Consider the following 17,441-nt stretch of genomic DNA (forward strand, 5'->3'; position numbering starts at 1 on the left):
CGGGGTTGCCGCCGAGATCGCGATCGGCATCTCGGTCGACGAGATCCACCGCGCCCGCGACGCCGACGTCGCCTACATGCGCAACGTCTTCCCGCCGCTGGAACTCGGCTGGCGGCGCAGCGACTGCGTCGCCTACCTCGAGCGGCACGGGCTGTCCGGGATCGGCAAATCGTCCTGCCTGAGGTGCCCGTACCACGACGACGGATTCTGGACCCGGCTGAAGGCCGGCAGCCCGGCCGAGTGGGCCGACGCGGTCGCCTTCGATCAGGCGATCCGGCACGGGTCGGCGCGGGCCACCGCTGGCGGGCACCCGCTGCGCGGGCAGTTCTTCCTGCACCGCCAGCGGGTGCCCCTCGACCAGGTCGTCCTGCGGCCCGGGCCGGTGGATGAGGCTGACGGTGATGCGCCGGGGTGCGGGCCGTGGACCTGCCCGCACCCCAGCGAAACCGCCGACGGCCCCGCCGGTGCCCGGGAGGTGGCGTGAGTGACCACTGCACCGGCACCACGCCCGGCCGGCACACCGCACCCCGAACTCCCGGCGGACCCGTCGAGCACCGTGCCGGCCCGCGGGTCGGGTCACTGTGCACCGGCTACGGCGGTCTCGACCTCGCCGTCGAATGGGTCCTCGGCGGCCGGCTCGCCTGGTACGCCGAAACCGACCCGCACGCCCGCACCGTCTGCGAGCACCACTGGCCCGGCGTGCCCAACCTCGGCGACATCCGCACCACCGACTGGAACACCGTCGAACCCGTCGAGATCCTCACCGCCGGGTTCCCGTGCCAGGACATCTCCAACGCCGGCCGCCGCGCCGGCATCACCGGCGAGCACTCCAGCCTCTGGACCGCCGTCGCCGACGCCGTTCGCCACCTTCGACCACCGCTCGTGTTCGTGGAGAACGTCGCCGCCCTCGTCCACCGAGGCTTCGACGTCGTCCACGCCGACCTGGCCGCGATCGGGTACGACACGCGCTGGGCATGCCTACGCGCGTCCGACATCGGGGCAGCCCACCGCCGCGACCGGCTGTTCCTGCTGGCCGCCGACCAGCACCGCCTCCACCCCGACCCTGCCGACACCATGCGCCCGTGACGGCCGGGGCGTCGGCCTGCCGTACGGCCTGCCCGACCTGATCCAACCCGACGGTACCCGTCACCACTTGCTGCCCACTCCGACTGCGGTCCCGTACGGGATCAACCAGTCCCCGTCGCCAGGTGCGGCCGTGCGGCCCAGCCTGGACAGCCTTGTCCGTGCCGCGCTGTTGCCGACCCCGACGGTCGCCGACAGCCGCGCTTCCGCCAACGCCACCGCCGGCCGGACCGTCCCGCTCGTCGGGCACGCCGGCCGAACAATCACCGATGCCGCGCGCCTCCTGCCCACCCCCCGCTCCACTGACGGCGCGAAGGGCTGCCCCGGGCAGCGCGGCTCGCGCGGCGACCTGACGCTGCCGTCGGCGGCGGCGCGGATCCTGCCCACCCCCCGCGCCTCGGATGGACATGGGGCAAGCAGACACGGCGACGGCGGAGCGGACCTGACCACCGCCGTCGCCGGACTGCCCACCGAGCTTGGGCAGCTCGACGAGCGCCGATGGGGCGATTACGCCACCGCAGTCGCCCGCTGGGAACTGCTCATAGGCCGACCCGTCCCGGAACCATCGCAGCCAGGCCGGCACGGCAGACCCGTCCTCGCCCCGCCGTTCGTGGAATGGCTGATGGGGCTGCCCCACCAGTGGGTCACCGACCCGCAGCTGGCCCTACCGCGCACCCGCGCGCTGCGGGTGCTCGGCAACGGCGTCGTGCCCCAACAGGCCGCCGCCGCACTGTGCCTGCTGCTCGACTCAATCCACTGGACCGTCCCCAGCTGACCGTGGCCGCGCTGGCCGTGCCGTCCGCCCCAGTCCTCGCGCGGGAACGGCACGGCCAGCCGCCCGGGCTCACCCCAGCAGCGCCGACGCGACCACATCCAAAGGAGAACCGGTGAACACCCATCACAACGCCGACCAGCCCGCGCCCGCGGTAGCCGCGTCAGCAACCGCCTGCCGGCAGGCGGCGACCTCCTGGACGGCCGAGAGCATCCGCGCGCTCGGCGCCGTCACCACCGTCCCGGTCGCCGGGGCGATCTTCGGCCTGTCCCGATCGGTCGCCTACGACCTGGTCAAACGAAACCAGTTCCCCGTGCCGGTGCTGCGGTTCGGTCACCGCTACCGCATCCCCGTCGCGGCGATCCTCACCGCACTGCACATGCCGGTCGAGCCGCCCCCGCCGTCGACTTGATCGACGGCGGAAGTGGGGCGTCGATGCACGCGATGCAATCCGCAGCACCCCAACCGCAGCACCACCGCAGAGCCTACGGAAGAAGGAGACAACCACGATGGCGGAGGGATCCGTCTGGAAGTACTGCACCTGCCGTAACGCCGAGGGCCGCAAGATCGGCCAAACCTGTCCCAGCCTGCGACGGCCGGGCGGCGCCTGGCACCCCACCCACGGCCGCTGGGCCTACCAACTCGAACTCCCGCCCACCACCGGCGGCGTCCGGCGGCAACTGCGTCGCCGCGGCTTCGACACCCGCGAAGACGCCGTCGCCGAACGTGACCAGGCCATCGCCCTGCTCCGCCTCGCCGGCGACGACACCGACACCGCCACCCAGATCGCCGACCTGCTCGACCAAGTGAGGGCCGGACAGCCGCTACCCGACCGCGACCTCGTCGCCCGCCGAGTCAAAGCCGGCGTCTCCGCCAGCGCGGCCATGCCCCTCGCCGACTACCTGCGGCAGTGGCACCGCAGCCGCAAGCAGATCCAGCCCACCACCCTGCACGTCTACGAAGGCCACATCCGCAACTACCTCATCCCGCACCTCGGGCACCTGCCCATCGACCAGCTCCACGTTGTCCACATCCAGGACATGTTCGACACGATCGCCGAGGACAACACCCGCATCGAAGCCGCTCGCAGCAGCGACGACCCGAAGGTCCGCGCCACCGTCAAGGGCACCCGGATCGTCTCGGCCGCGACGATGCACCGCATCCGGGCCACCCTGCGCAAGGCCCTCAACGACGCGATCCGCAGGTACCGGCTCATCGAGTTCAACCCCGCGGCCCACGTCGAACTCCCCTCGGGCCAGCGGCCGAAGGCGAAGGTATGGACCACCGCCGCCGTCACACACTGGCAAGCGACCGGTGAACGGCCCAGCACGGTGATGGTCTGGACCCCGCAACAAGCCGGCGCGTTCCTCGACTACGCCGAGGGTCACGACATCATGCTCTACCCGCTGTACGTGCTCATCCTGCACCGCGGGCTGCGCCGCGGCGAAGCCGCCGGCCTGCGCAACGCCGACGTCGACCTCGACAGCGGCCTGCTCGTCATCTCCGAACAAGTCACCACCCTGCGCTACCAACGCATCCGCAAGAAGGTCAAAAGCCACGCCGGAGACCGCACCATCCCCCTCGACACCGCATCCCTCGCCGCACTGCGCGCCTACCACGCCCGACGCGCCCGCTGGCAACTCGTCAACGGACCCGCCTGGCCGGGCACCGGCGACTTCTTCGTCCAACCCGACGGCCAGCCCTGGCACCCCGACCAGATCAGCAACCGCTTCGAACAACTCGTGGCCGACGCCGGCCTGCCACCCATCCGGCTGCACGACCTACGCCACTGCGCCGCGACGTACCTCAAAGCCGCCGGCGCCGACATGAAAGACATCCAGGAAACCCTCGGCCACTCCTCCATCACCATCACCGCCGACACCTACACCTCCGTCATCCACGAACTCGAAATCGAACGCACGAAAGCCGACGCCGCAGCAGCCCTCGTACCCCGACGCCGCAAAGCCAGCTGACCACACACCGGCGCCCCGGACACCGGACGCACGTCCGGCATCCGGGGCACCTGTCCGGCTCTCAACACACGCGACCAGGCAACCGGGCGGACCGCCGCCGGACCGGACCGACTACCACGCCCGAACCCAGGTCCCTCGGTCGCGGGGCCAGCATCGAGGTACCGTGTCCGACACGAACGGACTCTCTCGAGTGGTCGCAACGGCGACCCGCCAACGAACGGGGGCAGGCAATGGGACGCGGACGAGCCAAGGCCAAGCAGGCGAAAATCGCCCGGGAGCTGAAGTACTTCAGCCCACCCACCAACCTCACCGCGCTGCAACGCGAACTCGCCGGCGCGCCCCAGACAGCCGACCACGACCAGGCCCGCCACATCAGCGAACGCGACGACGGCCCCGCACGCTAAGCGCGGCATCCCAGAAGCCAGCCGAACGGTGCACCCGGCACCACGCACGGTGTGCCGCCGGGTGGCACTGCCGCGCTCACGGTCGAGGAGTGACCATCCTCGTGTGGCTGTCCATGTTCGTTGTGGTGACCGGCATCGCCACCGTGCTCGCGGCGCTGGCGGCCCGCAACAACCACCGCAGCAGCCCGCGTCCGTTGCAGGAGGGCGTCGCTGGTGGTTGGGTGAGCTGGCCTCAGGTAGGTCCAGGACAGTTGCACCGCAGGCGGGGGTCGAGTTCGTCGGCGCGTTCGTGCCGGATGGCGTGTGCTCGATCGCGGACCTGTCGCACCTGGTCGACGGTCAGGCGACGGGCGCTCCAGAGCAGTGCGGCGGCCGCGGCCGCGTCCGGATGGACCGGCAGGTTGACATTCCTCAGGTCGATGCCGGTCAGCGCGCCGAGATCGCGTGATGAGACGTCAAGAACGGCGGCGTATCCGGCCAGCAGTTCAGGTGTCATGACCTTCTCGCCGCGTCCGATCATGCCGATCGTCGATGCCGACAGCATGGGGCCGCCGCCCAGGCCGAACAGGTACTTAGCGGCACCCAGCCAGTTGAGGTTGCGGTTGTGCAGCAGGCGCAGCACCAAGCCCCCAGCGCTGCTCGGATACTGCTGAAATGACGGCGTCGCTGCTGGTGATCTCTGCGGGCGGGGCTGCTGCGGCAACGTGTCGACGAGTTGGCGCAGTTCTGGAACGGCGCGGGGCAGGTACGTCAGGTCCCAAGCCAGCGAGCCGACGACGCCGGATGCGGTCGCGTCCAGTGGGGCGAGGTCGTCGGGTACCTGCCGTCCGGCGATGACGAAAAGGTCGCTTGGATGCAGGTCAAGGGCCGGTGCAAGCCGGCGCAGTAGTAGCGCGCCGGCTTCGGCGCCGTCGAGCACCGACGTGATTTCGGTTTCCGCGACGGTTGCCCGTCGGGCGAGGGAGTTGACGTCGAGGTCACGCAGCTCGGCCAGCCGCATTAACTGCACACCGAACGCTGGCAGGTTCTTCACCGTCCCACTGTATGAGCCACGCCACCCCAGTTGCAGGAAGCCGGCCCCGCGCTGGTCGCGGCGGATATGCGCACCTGATCGAGGTGGCGCCCCAGCCGCCTACGGCGGCGATGATCTGGCTTGCGGCTGACGTCTAGGTGTGCGGACGGGGTCACCGGGGCTGGATACGGAGCAGCGCGGTGGCCGCCTGGTGGAGCAGTTCGTGGTCCTCAGGGATCATGTTGAGGCGGTGGGGGATGATTGCGATCCGGTACGCAACGGTGCCGAGGCGGACAGCGTCGGTGGGCCGTTCGGTGTGGTCGATGGCCCGTTGCAGCAGCGGCAGGGCCGGAGCTGCCGCTGGTCCGAGGGTGCCGAGGTGGCGGGCGGCGGTGCGGACCAGGGTGTTGCTGCGGCCGTCGAGCAGTGGCCGGGCTGCCGCGAGTAGCACCGGAAGGGCGAGGCTGGGGTCACCGGTGAGGCGCCACCAGGCGTGGGCGGCTTCCGCCCGGCTCCAGCCGCCAGGCAGGTGAAGCAGGCGTCGTACGGCTGGTGCGTGCCCGGCGGCGAGAGGGCCGAGGTCGGCCAGATAGGGCAGCATCGCCTGGCCGAGGCCGCGTTCGACGGCCCGGCCGATGATGGTCAGCGCCAGCGTGGGGTCGCCGGTGACTTGCCAGTGCGCCCAGGCGGCGTCCTGGGTGCCGTGGAAGCGGCGTGGGCGCCGTTCGCCGAGGGCGAGGCGGCGCAGCGCGTCGGCGGCTGGGAGTGCCGCCGGGCCGATCCGGCCGAGGGCGATGCAGGCTGGGGTGGCGTGGCCGGTGTCGAGCAGGCCGGTAAGCTCCGGCACCGCCTCGGCGGCGAGCGGTCCCCAGGCGGCCAGCGCGGAGGCGCACCCGCCGGCGTGGTCGGGCGCGGCCGGCAGCGTGGCCCGGATCGGCGCGAGCAGCGCGGCGGCGTGCTCCCGCATCGGGGCGAGCACGTCGCGCGGCGGGATTGTGTGCGGCCATCGCGATCCGGGCGTGAGCCACCGCTGCAGGGCCGGTAGTGCGCGGCGGTCGCCGAGGCGGGCCAGTCCGGCCGCCGCGTGGGCCGCGACGGTCAGATTGTCGGCGGCCATCGCGTCTGCCAATGCGTCGGCGTGGGGACGTGCATGCTCGCCGCCGACGGCGAGGAGTGTGGCCGCGTCTCGGCGGACCTCAAGCATGGTGTCGGTGAGGGCGTGGGCCGTAGCGGCCCACAGCTCGTGCATCGGCAGGCGCCATGTGGTCAGTACCGCGGCGGCGATCGTCAGCCCGGTCCAGCGTGCCTGCTGGTCGGCGGCGGCGAGCGCGGTCAGCGCCATGTGCGCGGCCTGGTGCGGGTGTTCGATGAGGCAGGCCGTGGTCCAGTCCTGCCACAGGAACTCCCAGGGCGAGCCGTGCCACGGGTAGGGCGGGGCCATGGCAACTGCGCCACCGGCGATCGCGCCGAGGCCGTCGGCCTGCGCGGGCGTGGGTTGGCGGCGGGCGATCGCGGCCACCGCGGCCAACCGGACCTCGGGGCCGGGATGGTGGAGCCACGTCGAGAACCATGCCGCCGGCGTTGACGTGGCCAGCCCGTCGACCGTGCGTAGCTGGCCCGCCAGCGCCAGATGGTCGTGCTCGACGGTTGCCCGAGCGGCGATGGCGGCGGTCAGCGCCGGGTCGTCGGTGCCGATCGCGTGGATCGCGTGTGGTACGACGCGCCGCAGTACGGGATCAGGGTCGGCGATCAGGGCGGCCAGGGACGTCACGCTGGCCCGCAGCGCCAGATCGAGTCGCAGGTCCTGGTGGTGGCTGTTGCGGCGGGCGATTTCGCTGAGCGCGAAGACGGACGCCGCCCTGTCCGGCGCACCGCTCTTCCCGGCCCTGATCCGCAGCGTGGATACCAGCCCGGCGAGTTCCGCCGCCGGTCGCCGCCACACATCGGTCTCCGCCGCCCAGCCCCGACGATCCGCGCTCACGCTGTCACTGTAGAACTCGGCCGCTGCCGCATGTACGCGGCGAGGATGTCGTTCGAGTGGCGGTCGAGGTTCTTGCGGGCGCGGGCGTAGCGTACCGTCGTTCGCGGATCGGCGTGCCGCCCTTGCCGCGCACCCGCAGTACGCAGCGCCCGTGCTTCGTGACGAGCACCAGCCCGTCGACCGCGCATAAACGGCGGCAGATCCGCGCACGTGACCTTGTTGAGGCTTACTCGGAGGCTTAAGTACCCCAGCTCGTCGCATGCGGCGTGCAGCACGGCGTTGCGGTGTGGGTGACCACGCCAGCGGACCGGTCTACGGCTGCTGCGGACACAGCATTTCGACCTCGGCGAGCGCCTGGGCGTCACCGTGGCCCCTGCTGTATGAGTCCGTGATGTTCGTGAGCGCCTGTTTCAGCTCCGGCGTCTTGGCCTCGTCCGCGATCGGGCGGACCGCGTTGCCCTGCGCCTTGAACCAGGCCGCCCGCGCGTCCTCGAGCTTGCTCGACCCCTTCGCCTCCTCGACCTTCATCGCCTTGTATTCGGGCGCGTCGGTGCTGTAACGAGTCATGGTGTTCCAGTAGTCGGCGCAGGCGTCGCCGGTCGTGCCCGACGACCCGCAGCCTCCAGTCAATACCGTCACCGCCACCGCCGCCACGCCAATGAGTGGCCGCCACATCCTCATGGGTGGACATCAAACCATCCGTGCGCCAGGCGTGGTAGCTCGTGTGGAGTGATCGCTTGGGAGCTGAAGGGTCCGGGTTCCGGCGCTGCTGCAGGATCACCGGGGTGGCACGCAAGCCGGGGAAGGAGCGGGACCAGGATCCGGCCATGGAAGATCGACCCTGGTTGTTGCTCTTGGGCTGGCGCGGCCCCACCATGATCGGCTGTACTGTCATCGGCTAAATCAGCGCGCTGGCCGAGCGGTAGCGGCCCCGCCCGCGTTTACGCAGAGTGACCGGACTGAAGGCGGACCTGCCGGCCGATTCGATCGTTGCTGTCACGGCTCGGGCTCTTGCTGGCGGGTCGTCGCTGCCAGGTGTTGCAGGACGCGATGTCCGGCCGCATGGGGCAGGCTTGGATTGCGTGCGACTTCCAAGACCACTTCCGGGTCCGGGTGAGCGGCCAGTTCACTGAGCATGTCGGGTGGTGCGGCGGGATTGCCGGCAACGTATGCAACTGCCTGTGGACGGCGCAGACACGCAGCCAGCGCGGCGGGTGGTGATGCTTCGTGGATGGCGACATCGAGGATCGCACCGATGGGGCTGTCAGGGTGGGTGGCGATAACGAACAGGATGTCGGGTGGGCAGCACGGATGCCCCGCTAGGTACGGGAATAGTTGCAGTCCGTGGCGGGCCGCCGTGGCGCGAACCTGCTCAGGGGACACACTCACATCGCAAACGGCCCGCTGGACCACGTCGATGTCCGAGTCGTTGATCAGCGCCGCCCGCAGGTTCGGCGGGATCCGGCGGCTGGCCGCCGCGACCAGCCGCACCCGAGGGTCGGTGTCGGTGGCCAGGGCACGCAGCGTTTCGAGGTCGGGGTGGTAATCCGTGCTCGGCACGCCTCGCGCGCGGCTGTGCCGGATAAGCAGATCCAACGGCGTGCGCGGGTTGGCCAGTACGGCCTGTCGCCAGCGGCCAGCGTCATCGTCGTAGAGTCGGCGCAGCAGACCGGCGGGCACCGCCCAGTTCATCGCGACGCGAATGGTGATCTGTGGATCCCGCATCGCCACCAGACTGTCGTACACCCCGTCAGGGAGATCTGAGCGACGCGCCAACGCAAGTGCCATCGCCGGGTCGGGTTCGGTGACGAACGGCACGACCGCATCCAACGGCGTGGACGGGTTGCCGGCCACCCGGGTGCGGACCTCGCGTAGAGCCAGCGCCAGGTCCGGCCAGTGCGGGCACGGGCGCATCGGTGGCCGCCCACCGTCGGTGATCAGCTCGGCGAGCGTCGCAGCAGATACGTGCAGGTTGGACCCCAGCGCTACCCGGACACACGACTCGGCCCGCTGCGCCAGCCGTCCCCCGAGTTCGTTGGGCAGTTCGTACAGTTGGGCGGCGCACGCGGCGACTGAACAGTCAGCGTCATCGGCAACCAGGACCGCGATGTCCGATCGTTCCGTCGCATGCACACCCAACGCTCGGCGCACCGCAGGATCCGGCCACGACGCCAACAGCGACAGCCATTCGTCCGGTGCGTCCGCCCGGCCAATCCCGGCCAGCATCGCCCACGGATCATCCCTGGGAATCCGCTCCACCGGCAGGTTCCCAGCCTGGACCAGCGCCAGCGCGAGCTCACGCTGCCCGTAGCCGGCCAGCCGGTCGGTCTGTGCCAAGCTCAGATGCTGCTCCCGCGCCACCTCCAACAGCACATCTGGGTCCCCGATCGCGATGAGAGCGTCGGCATGCTCCGGGAGCAGCGCAGGGTTGCCCGCCATGGCGAGCAGAATCTGCTGGACTGACACAACGCTCACGACGCCCTGTTCCAATCACGCACCCGCGGTCCGATCATCGTGATCGACCACCCGCCTCCGAACAACCCGAACCCGAGACCACAAACCATCATCACAATTGCGATGCCCTCTCGGCCGCCAGATCTGACCGTTCACGCAAGGGCAACGCCCTAATCGCGGTAGATCCGGACGTGGTTCAACGCAGGAGGATGCAGGGCATCTGCTACGAGCCTGGATGTGTCTGCGCTGAGCAATCTGCTACGTTGCGGCCGTGCTCCCCGACCCGCACCCGCCCGTCGAGTCGGCCGACTGCGTGGCGCTCGCCGAGGACCTGCTGGCGCGCCCATTCCCGGCCGCGCCGACCGGAGTTTACGACTGGGTCATCGGCCGGGCGCAGAGTAGGCCCGACCGCCACTTCGTGCCGGTCGCGGCGAGTGAGGTCCTCGAGTATGCGCCAGCCGAGCGCTGGGCGGAGGACGAGGACGAACTCGAGCAACGGCGCCGCCAGATGGTCAGCGCACTGACAGCCGCCTGGGGCCCTCCGCAGATCCACTCGTTTGAGCCAGACTTTGAACGGATCGTCGAGGGCGAGGAGCTGCCGCCGGTGATCCAGGACCTCACCCTGTTCTCCTTCGGGCATCACGCCGACACGTGGCAGCGGGGCGGGCGCATAGTGTGCGTAATGCTCGGCCAGTTCGACAAGCATTACCCGATCGTGCTGATGCTCGCAGTCACCGCTCAGCCACTTTGGTGATCTCACAGATCGCCGAGTCCCAGCCGGGCCGAGCAGGCAACCAGCCACGACGGCGGCCATCCGAGGCACGGCGCGCTTGCCGAGATCGGATGCACGCTCATCGACTACTCCGGATACCCGCCGGGCAGTCCCAGCGCTGACCGGCCTTGACTGCCTGGACGCAGGGTTACCAGGTACCTTCACCGGACTGCCCAGCCACGAACTTGAGCAACCATGCGAGCAACCGGATGGACATAAGGGACGAAATTGCCCCAGAAGTGCCGCTACGGATGTCTATTTGCGCTGGTGGGCCGCCAGGGACTCGAACCCTGAACCTACGGAGTCACGGCAGTAGGGTTTGGTGAAGCTGGAGCCGTTGCGCCACAACGGTTTCAGCTTCGCTGCGGTTGGGCTCGGTGCGGTCGGTTGCTGTACTTTGCTGCGGTACTTCCCAGGGCGCAGCTGCAATGGCCGATCTGCAGGCGGGGACTTGAACCCCTAACCGCTTGAGGGGATTGAAGATCGCTCTTATCGGACAGATCCTCCGCCTGAGCAGGGAAAACATTGTCGATGCCTGTCGACGTTTGACAGCACTTCTCGACCTAATTTGGTCCCGATTTGGTCCCGGCGATCTTCATAGGGCAGTTGGAATCCATGCATCAGTTCGGTTGAGTGATCGTGTGGTGGTGGGCTGGCACGATGGTTGGATGACCGCTGGGGGCAGGAGTCGGCGTCGCGCTGTGCGTGCGTGGCTGGCGGCCGTACTCGCCGGAGCTGGTGCGTTGCTCGCGGCGGCATTGAGCGTTGCAACCAACATCGCCACTGGTCATATCCCGGCCTGGTTGTCGTGGGCGGACAAGGCCGCTGTGGCATGGCCTGCAACGGTCGTGCTGGTGATCGTTGTTGTGGGGGTGGCGGTCCTGCTTCAACGGCTGGCCGGGTCGGATGATGCCGCGACTGACGTGGGCCTGGGTCTGCGGGTGTTCGGGTCGGTGCCGCGGGCGGCGGCTCACTTCCAGCAGCGGCGCGAGGAGATGGCCGCAGTGCGCACGGCGATGGGTGGCCGTAGCCGCGCGGCGTTGGTGGCGCTGCCAGGGTTGCGTGGTGCGGGAAAGTCACAGCTGGCGGCGGCGTATGCGCGGGACTGCGCCGATCAGGGGTTCGATCTGGTGGCATGGGTCAACGCTGAGTCGGGACCGGTAGCTGACCTGGCCTTGCTGGCCCGGCATCTGGGGCTCGGTGACGCCACGGAGGTGCCTGAGGTGTTGGCGGCGATGGTGGTGACGTGGTTGCAGAACCAGGAGCGGGGGCGGCGGCTGCTGGTGTTCGACAACGTCGACGATCCGGACACGGTGACGCCATTCATACCGCGAGCGGGCAGGGCGAAGGTCCTAGTGACCACGAACCGTAGCGACTTCGCTGACGCGGCCGGGTTCACCTGGGTCTCGGTGGGGATGTTCAGCCCGATGCAGGGTCTGGCGTTCTTGCAGGCGATGACCGGTCTACCGGCTGGGCCGGATGCGCAGCGGCTGGGGGTGGAGTTGGGATGGCTGCCATTGGGGCTGGCCCAGGCCGGCGCTTATATCGCTAGAAGTCGATATTCTTATAGGCGGTACCTGGAGGTCCTGGACGGGCAGGACTTGGATGAAACGCTGCGGCGCCGGGCGGGTACGGACCATCCGGGCGTGTTGAAGGCAACGGCGTTGAGTGTGGCGGGCCTGAGTCGGGAGGATCCGTCGGGGGACGCGGCCCGGTTGTTGGGTGTGCTGGCGCTGCTGTCACCGGATGGTGTGTCGCGGTACCTGCTCGACCGGGGACGTTCGGCGCTTGGTCTGACGGGTGGGTTGGCTGCGGCGTTGGATGTGCTGGTCGGTGCGTCGCTCGTGACGTTGAGCGGCACTGGCGAGGATGCCCAGGGCCGCGATGCAGCAGTGGTGGTCGTGCACCGGCTGACCGGCCGGACGATCCGTCACCTGTACAGTCGCCCCGATGCCACCGCGCCGCTCGCCGATGCGGTCAACGCGGCGACCGATCTCATCGACCGACTCACCGACGACCTTCCGTTCACCGGCCTGGCGCATCGCCGCAGCGAACTGGATGAGTTGGTTGGTCACGTGACAGCGCTGCGCGGACATGTCACCGTGCCTGATGAGCGGCTGCTTGAGCAGATTGGGTGGGCCGGCACGGTGTTGCTTGAGGTGGGTGATCTGACGCGTGGGCTCCCATTGATCGAGAGCGCCGCCAACTCCTGGATCGCAATCTGCGGCCCCGACCACCCCGGCACCCTAAGGACCCGCAACAACCTTGCTGGCGCCTACGAGTCGGCGGGCCGACTAGACGAAGCCATCACCCTGTACGACCAGGTCCTCGCCGACCGCCTGCGGGTGCTCGGCCCAGACCACCCCCACACCCTGAGCACCCGCAACAACCTCGCCGGCGCCTACCAGTCGGCGGGCCGACTAGACGAAGCCATCACCCTGTACAACCAGGTCCTCGCCCATAACATGCGGGTCCTCGGCCCCAACCACCCCCACACCTTGACCACCCGCAACAACCTCGCCTACGCCTACGAGTCGGCGGGTCAGCCAGACGAAGCCATCACCCTGTACGACCAAGTCCTCGCCGACCGCCTGCGGGTGCTCGGCCCCAACCACCCCCACACCCTGATCACCCGCAATAACCTCGCCGGCGCGTACCAGTCGGCGGGCCGGCCAGACGAAGCCATCACCCTCTTCAACCAGGTCCTCGCCGATGCCGTGCGGGTCCTCGGCCCCGACCACCCCCACACCCTGATCACCCGCAACAACCTCGCCAGCGCGTACCAGTCGGCGGGCCGGCCAGACGAAGCCATCACCCTCTTCAACCAGGTCCTCGCCGACAACGTGCGGGTCCTCGGCCCCGACCACCCCCACACCCTGATCACTCGCCACAACATTGCCGGCGCCTACCAGTCGGCGGGCCGGCCGGACAAAGCCATCACCCTCCTTAACCAGGTCCTCGCCGACAACGTGCGGGTCCTCGGCCCCGACCACCCCGACACCCTGGCCATCCGCCACAATCTCGCCAGCGCGTACCAGTCGGCGGGCCGGCCGGACAAAGCCATCACCCTCTTCAACCAGGTCCTCGCCGACAACGTGCGGGTCCTCGGCCCCGACCACCCCGACACCCTGATCACCCGCAACAACCTCGCCAGCGCCTACGAGTCTGCCGGCCGTCTGGAAGACGCCATCACCCTGTACGACCAGGTCCTCGCCGACCGCCTGCGGGTCCTCGGCCCAGACCACCCCCACACCCTGACCACCAGCCACAACCTCGCTGCAGCAGTTCGGCTCAAGGCACGCGCTTAAGAGTCCTCCGTACACCCGTCGGCCACCTTCGGGGAGCAGGCCGGCGTCGGGGGTGCCAGGCTCGCCGGAGGCGACCCGCGCAGCGGGCTTGGTCTGGCAGCCCCGACGTCGGTCTGCTCGGCTTGCCTGGCCGGCGGGATTGCGGAGGACGGCCCCTCCGGGACCCTGAGGACCGCCGGAGGCAAAGAGCGTGACTACACGCGGAGTCGGCAGGGAGCGCAGCGACCGGTGTCCGCGGGAGCTGCGGCATGTAACTCGACGGACTCAGGTCGAAAGCTACGGAACCATCAACGGCCGCAAGCTGACCGGGTTCTTCTCAACAGGACTCCGCGCGGCCCGTACGTGGGTTCCCGGCCGGGCGGGGTTACGGCGTCGGCGCGGAGCGCTGGCGCCGCCCGCACGCCGAGCCGGTGACCGCGTGCGGGCCGCGCCGCAGGCGCGCTTGATCTAGTACGGCTCAATTCGGCAGCGACAGAACGGACATAGGCCTTGACGCTGGCCAGCAGGCATGACGTGGTGGCATTGCTGTACGACACTGTAGGACCACGACAGTTCGTTGACGGAATGCCGGAAGGAAGCCGTGGAGACACGCAGGTTTTTCACCGAATTAGGAGTTTATGTCACGGTCCTGGGTCAGTACTTCGGGCGGCAGAAAGAATTGGAACGGCTGCCAGCACTCCCGGAGCCCTGCAATCTTTACATAGTCGCCAGGCGCAATCGGGTAAGCATCGACCCCTCCACGGTCCACTTTAGCAACGACCGAATGACTGGAATTCTGCGAATTCAGCGGCAAGCGTCGTTCGAAGAGATTCCATTCTCCGTACCAACAGCAAGGCTCGGTCATGGCCCCTTCAGATATGAAGCTACGTGGCCATTCGAGGAATACACAATTCGCAACCAGGATGGCAGCGCGATTGCGTCTGGAGTAGTTGCGCTGGCTGCAGTGGCTTTTGGACTTACCTCTTACCGACGAGTTCCACTCGAAGTGCTCTACATCGGTCAGGCATTCGGCAAAAAGGGCGAAAGGACGGCGTTCGAGCGACTGAAGAGCCATTCAACCCTACAGAGAATCTATTCGGAGAATAAGCCCGATACAGAGATTTGGCTGACCCTGTGCAAGGTTAGCGACCTGAACCTTTTTATGGAATTCAATCCACAAATTCCTAGTCGCACGGACGACTCCGAAGATGATGCACACCGCGACCAGGTACTCCGGAGACTGCAAACGGCCGGGTTTGAGGAGCGAGAAGCCGTTGCAATCGGCGAAGCGGGCCTAATTCGCTACTTTCAACCAGAGTACAATGAGATTTTCAAAAACAACTACCCAGATCCGAAGCATGTTCACATTAGTACATGCTACGACCTGGGGCTCGCTTTGATAGGAGTGGAGCTCCAGCTGCAGGAAATCGGTAATGCTTTCTACAGCCATGCGGCTCCGAAGCGCAGCACGCTCCATTTTGCACGCTACCCTCTTCACGAAACAGCAGGCTTCATTACCTACTGGCACGGAGGTAGGCCAGACGGTCCGACGCCCGCTGAGGAGGAAAGCCTAACGCCCGATGGCCAATAGAGCAGAAGCCCGGTGCAGTGGCCATCAATGAGTCGCGTACAGACTGACACTTTCGACAAGAAGGTCGAACGAAAAGGGAAATGCGTCCGGCTTGGCTGGCAGTTTGGAATTATCGCGGTGCGCTTGCGGCTGTCGATGGGGCTACTAAGGTGTCGTTTCGGGCGAGCTTTAGCTAGAGACCGAGATCCATAATCGACTCCTGCGGCTCGGTTATCTGGTTGGCGAGCTGTTGAGGCTGCGCCTTGTATAAAAGACTAATTGCCAGTTTCTGCGCACGCCCGGGGACACCTGGTGCGCTACGGGCGCCCGCAGCCGATCTGCGATGGCCGGTACGCCATCGATGTCACGCTCCTCGAGCCTGTCCAGCAGCGCAAGGGCCGGCGCCGCGCCGCGCAGGTCGCGGTCATCGTCGCCGGGCTGGCGCTGGTCGGTGGAGTCGGCTGGGGTGTCTGGCTGCTCGTCGAGTGGGTGGCGGCGCACTGGATGGTCATCGGCGGGACCGTCGCCCTGGTCCTCGTCGTCGCCGGGCTTATGGCGGGCAGGCGGGAGACGCGCTGCCGGGGGTGTGGGCACTGGTGACCGTGACCGCGCTTCCCGGGCTCGAACCGGACGAGCAGCAGCCCCGGCCCGGCTCGCGCGCCGCTCGGATGCTCATCCCCCTGGCCGCGGACGTAGTCAAGGAGATGGCCGCCGAGTACGGCGTGTGCCTGCGCCCAGTCGGGCTGCGCCGCACCGACCTGGACACCGGCAAGACCGAGATCATCGACGTGCCCTGCGGCGCCACCCGGGAGGACAAGTGCCCGCCCTGCGCGAAGCGGGCTCGCCGACTGCGCAAGGTCCAGATCCGCGAAGGCTGGCACCGCACCGACGAACCCGCCCCCGCGCCCGAACCTGCCACCGAGGGACAGCGGGCACTGATCAGCCTCCGCGCCCACCTCGAACACGCCCGCGACCAGCCGTACGCGAATCCCAGTGGGACCAGGTCGACGAGGTCGACGACGCCATCCGCGAAGTGGAAGAGACGATCGCGGCCGAAGGGCTGCGGGGCAGCGTCGCCCCGGCGCACGACAAACCGACAGAGCCGAAGCGGCAGCGCTCCACCAAGCGCCGCCAGGACGCCCCGGCCCTGCCCCGGCAGAAGGTCGACCCGCGCACCATCGGCCGGGTCTACACCGCACCGGACGGCACCGAATACCGGCCCTCCATGTGGCTCACGGTCACCCTCGACTCGTACGGCCCCGTACGACCGGACGGCTCCCCGGTCGACCCGGCCACATACGACTACCGCCGTGCGGCCTGGGATGCGATCGCGTTCCCCCGGCTGCTCGATCGGTTCTGGCAGAACCTGCGCCGCTGCGTCGGCTGGAACGTCCAGTACGCCGGCTGCGTCGAACCGCAACGCCGCCTCGCCCCACACGCCCACTTCGCCATCCGCGGCACCATCCCCCGCGCCGTGCTGCGCGAGGTGGCCGCGGCGACCTACCACCAGGTGTGGTGGCCCAAGGTCGACGCGCCCACCTGCCGGCCGGTCTGGAACGCCGACGCCGAAACGTGGTGCGACGGCGAGACAGGGCTGCCGCTGACCAGCTGGGATGAGGCGCTGGACGCGATCGAGGACGAGCCGACGCACGTCATCCGGTTCGGCGCCCAGATCCGAGCCGAGGGCGTGACCGCGGACGACAAGAACGTCGACCGGACCATCGGCTACATCACGACATCACCAAGTCAGCGGCCGACTGCCACGCCGCGACCACCGACCGGCAACGCGACCACCTAGAACGGTTCTGGCGAGAACTGCGAGTCACGCCCTGCTCGGACCGGTGCGCGAACTGGCTGCTCCACGGCATCCAGCCCAAGAAGGCACACGCACGCCTGCGGCCCGGCAACTGCAAAGGCAAGGTTCACCAGCGCTCCACGCTCGGCATCGGCGGCCGGCGCATCCTCGTCTCCCGCGACTGGTCCGGCAAGACCCTCGCGGACCACCGCTACGACGCCCGGGCCTGGGTCCGCGCGCTCCTCGGCGTCTCGGCCGGCGTCGACCAGGTCCCGGTCGTCGACGAGGTACAGCCCGGCACGCCCGCGCCGGTCGCCTGGGAACTCGCCCGGACCAAC

General features: G+C 68.7%; 14 protein-coding genes and 3 pseudogenes. 13 read left to right on the top strand and 4 right to left on the bottom strand.

Annotation, left to right across the window (positions count from 1 at the left end; all coding sequences use genetic code 11):
• From ACGFI8_RS45565 to ACGFI8_RS45590, 6 genes and pseudogenes are all read left to right on the top strand, one after another.
• Positions 1 to 484, top strand: a pseudogene (locus ACGFI8_RS45565) (hypothetical protein); the annotation flags it as partial.
• On the top strand, positions 481 to 1,086 hold the full coding sequence (locus ACGFI8_RS45570; RefSeq protein ID WP_392814754.1) for a DNA cytosine methyltransferase: 606 nt from the start codon (positions 481 to 483) through the stop codon (positions 1,084 to 1,086). The pseudogene ACGFI8_RS45565 and the gene ACGFI8_RS45570, both read left to right, overlap by 4 nt.
• Positions 1,087 to 1,216: 130 nt before the next feature.
• A complete protein-coding gene (locus ACGFI8_RS45575; protein ID WP_392814755.1) occupies positions 1,217 to 1,858 on the top strand; it encodes a hypothetical protein in 642 nt (213 codons plus the stop codon).
• A gap of 112 nt (positions 1,859 to 1,970) precedes the next feature.
• Entirely contained in the window at positions 1,971 to 2,267 is a 297-nt protein-coding gene (locus ACGFI8_RS45580) for a helix-turn-helix transcriptional regulator (RefSeq protein WP_392814758.1), read from the top strand.
• A 97-nt stretch (positions 2,268 to 2,364) separates the two neighbouring features.
• The gene (locus ACGFI8_RS45585) at positions 2,365 to 3,828 is read left to right on the top strand and encodes a tyrosine-type recombinase/integrase (protein ID WP_392814761.1); all 1,464 of its coding nucleotides are present in this window, start codon (positions 2,365 to 2,367) and stop codon (positions 3,826 to 3,828) included.
• A gap of 230 nt (positions 3,829 to 4,058) precedes the next feature.
• Positions 4,059 to 4,232 (top strand): DUF3073 domain-containing protein, encoded by a 174-nt coding sequence (locus tag ACGFI8_RS45590; protein WP_392814764.1) that lies wholly within the window; start codon positions 4,059 to 4,061, stop codon positions 4,230 to 4,232.
• A gap of 232 nt (positions 4,233 to 4,464) precedes the next feature.
• Here ACGFI8_RS45590 and ACGFI8_RS45595 read toward each other — a convergent pair whose 3' ends face one another.
• The 4 genes from ACGFI8_RS45595 to ACGFI8_RS45610 form a co-directional block, all read right to left on the bottom strand.
• The gene (locus ACGFI8_RS45595) at positions 4,465 to 5,265 is read right to left on the bottom strand and encodes an XRE family transcriptional regulator (RefSeq protein ID WP_392814767.1); all 801 of its coding nucleotides are present in this window, start codon (positions 5,263 to 5,265) and stop codon (positions 4,465 to 4,467) included.
• A 151-nt stretch (positions 5,266 to 5,416) separates the two neighbouring features.
• Positions 5,417 to 7,225 (bottom strand): hypothetical protein, encoded by a 1,809-nt coding sequence (locus tag ACGFI8_RS45600; RefSeq protein WP_392814770.1) that lies wholly within the window; start codon positions 7,223 to 7,225, stop codon positions 5,417 to 5,419.
• A 312-nt stretch (positions 7,226 to 7,537) separates the two neighbouring features.
• Positions 7,538 to 7,879: a hypothetical protein gene (locus ACGFI8_RS45605; RefSeq protein ID WP_392814773.1), complete on the bottom strand. Its 342-nt coding sequence runs from the start codon at positions 7,877 to 7,879 to the stop codon at positions 7,538 to 7,540.
• Positions 7,880 to 8,221: 342 nt separating this feature from the next.
• A complete protein-coding gene (locus ACGFI8_RS45610) occupies positions 8,222 to 9,715 on the bottom strand; it encodes a hypothetical protein (protein ID WP_392814776.1) in 1,494 nt (497 codons plus the stop codon).
• A 235-nt stretch (positions 9,716 to 9,950) separates the two neighbouring features.
• Here ACGFI8_RS45610 and ACGFI8_RS45615 point away from each other — a divergent pair, with 235 nt between their 5' ends.
• From ACGFI8_RS45615 to ACGFI8_RS45645, 7 genes and pseudogenes are all read left to right on the top strand, one after another.
• A complete protein-coding gene (locus tag ACGFI8_RS45615) occupies positions 9,951 to 10,433 on the top strand; it encodes a hypothetical protein (protein ID WP_392814779.1) in 483 nt (160 codons plus the stop codon).
• A 719-nt stretch (positions 10,434 to 11,152) separates the two neighbouring features.
• Positions 11,153 to 13,759 carry a tetratricopeptide repeat protein gene (locus tag ACGFI8_RS45620; RefSeq protein WP_392814782.1) on the top strand — a complete coding sequence of 869 codons (2,607 nt, stop codon included), beginning with the start codon at positions 11,153 to 11,155 and terminating at the stop codon, positions 13,757 to 13,759.
• 763 nt (positions 13,760 to 14,522) lie between these two features.
• Complete coding sequence (locus ACGFI8_RS45625) at positions 14,523 to 15,329, top strand: hypothetical protein (RefSeq protein WP_392814784.1); 807 nt, start codon at positions 14,523 to 14,525, stop codon at positions 15,327 to 15,329.
• Between the two features lie 258 nt (positions 15,330 to 15,587).
• Entirely contained in the window at positions 15,588 to 15,908 is a 321-nt protein-coding gene (locus ACGFI8_RS45630; protein ID WP_392814787.1) for a hypothetical protein, read from the top strand.
• Positions 15,909 to 16,012: 104 nt separating this feature from the next.
• Positions 16,013 to 16,120: pseudogene (locus ACGFI8_RS45635) on the top strand (hypothetical protein); the annotation flags it as partial.
• Between the two features lie 5 nt (positions 16,121 to 16,125).
• Positions 16,126 to 17,106, top strand: coding sequence for a replication initiator (locus ACGFI8_RS45640; RefSeq protein ID WP_392814789.1), 981 nt, complete (start codon positions 16,126 to 16,128; stop codon positions 17,104 to 17,106).
• A pseudogene (locus tag ACGFI8_RS45645) lies at positions 17,046 to 17,429 on the top strand (replication initiator); the annotation flags it as partial. The gene ACGFI8_RS45640 and the pseudogene ACGFI8_RS45645, both read left to right, overlap by 61 nt.
• Positions 17,430 to 17,441 lie beyond the last annotated feature (12 nt).

The sequence above is a fragment of the Dactylosporangium sp. NPDC048998 genome (assembly GCF_043197855.1).
Classification (GTDB): domain Bacteria; phylum Actinomycetota; class Actinomycetes; order Mycobacteriales; family Micromonosporaceae; genus Dactylosporangium.

Coding starts and splice junctions, on each gene's coding strand:
- ACGFI8_RS45585 (WP_392814761.1), top strand. CDS start 2,365: ATGGCGGAGGGATCCGTCTGGAAGTACTGCACCTGCCGTAACGCCGAG.
- ACGFI8_RS45590 (WP_392814764.1), top strand. CDS start 4,059: ATGGGACGCGGACGAGCCAAGGCCAAGCAGGCGAAAATCGCCCGGGAG.
- ACGFI8_RS45625 (WP_392814784.1), top strand. CDS start 14,523: ATGACTGGAATTCTGCGAATTCAGCGGCAAGCGTCGTTCGAAGAGATT.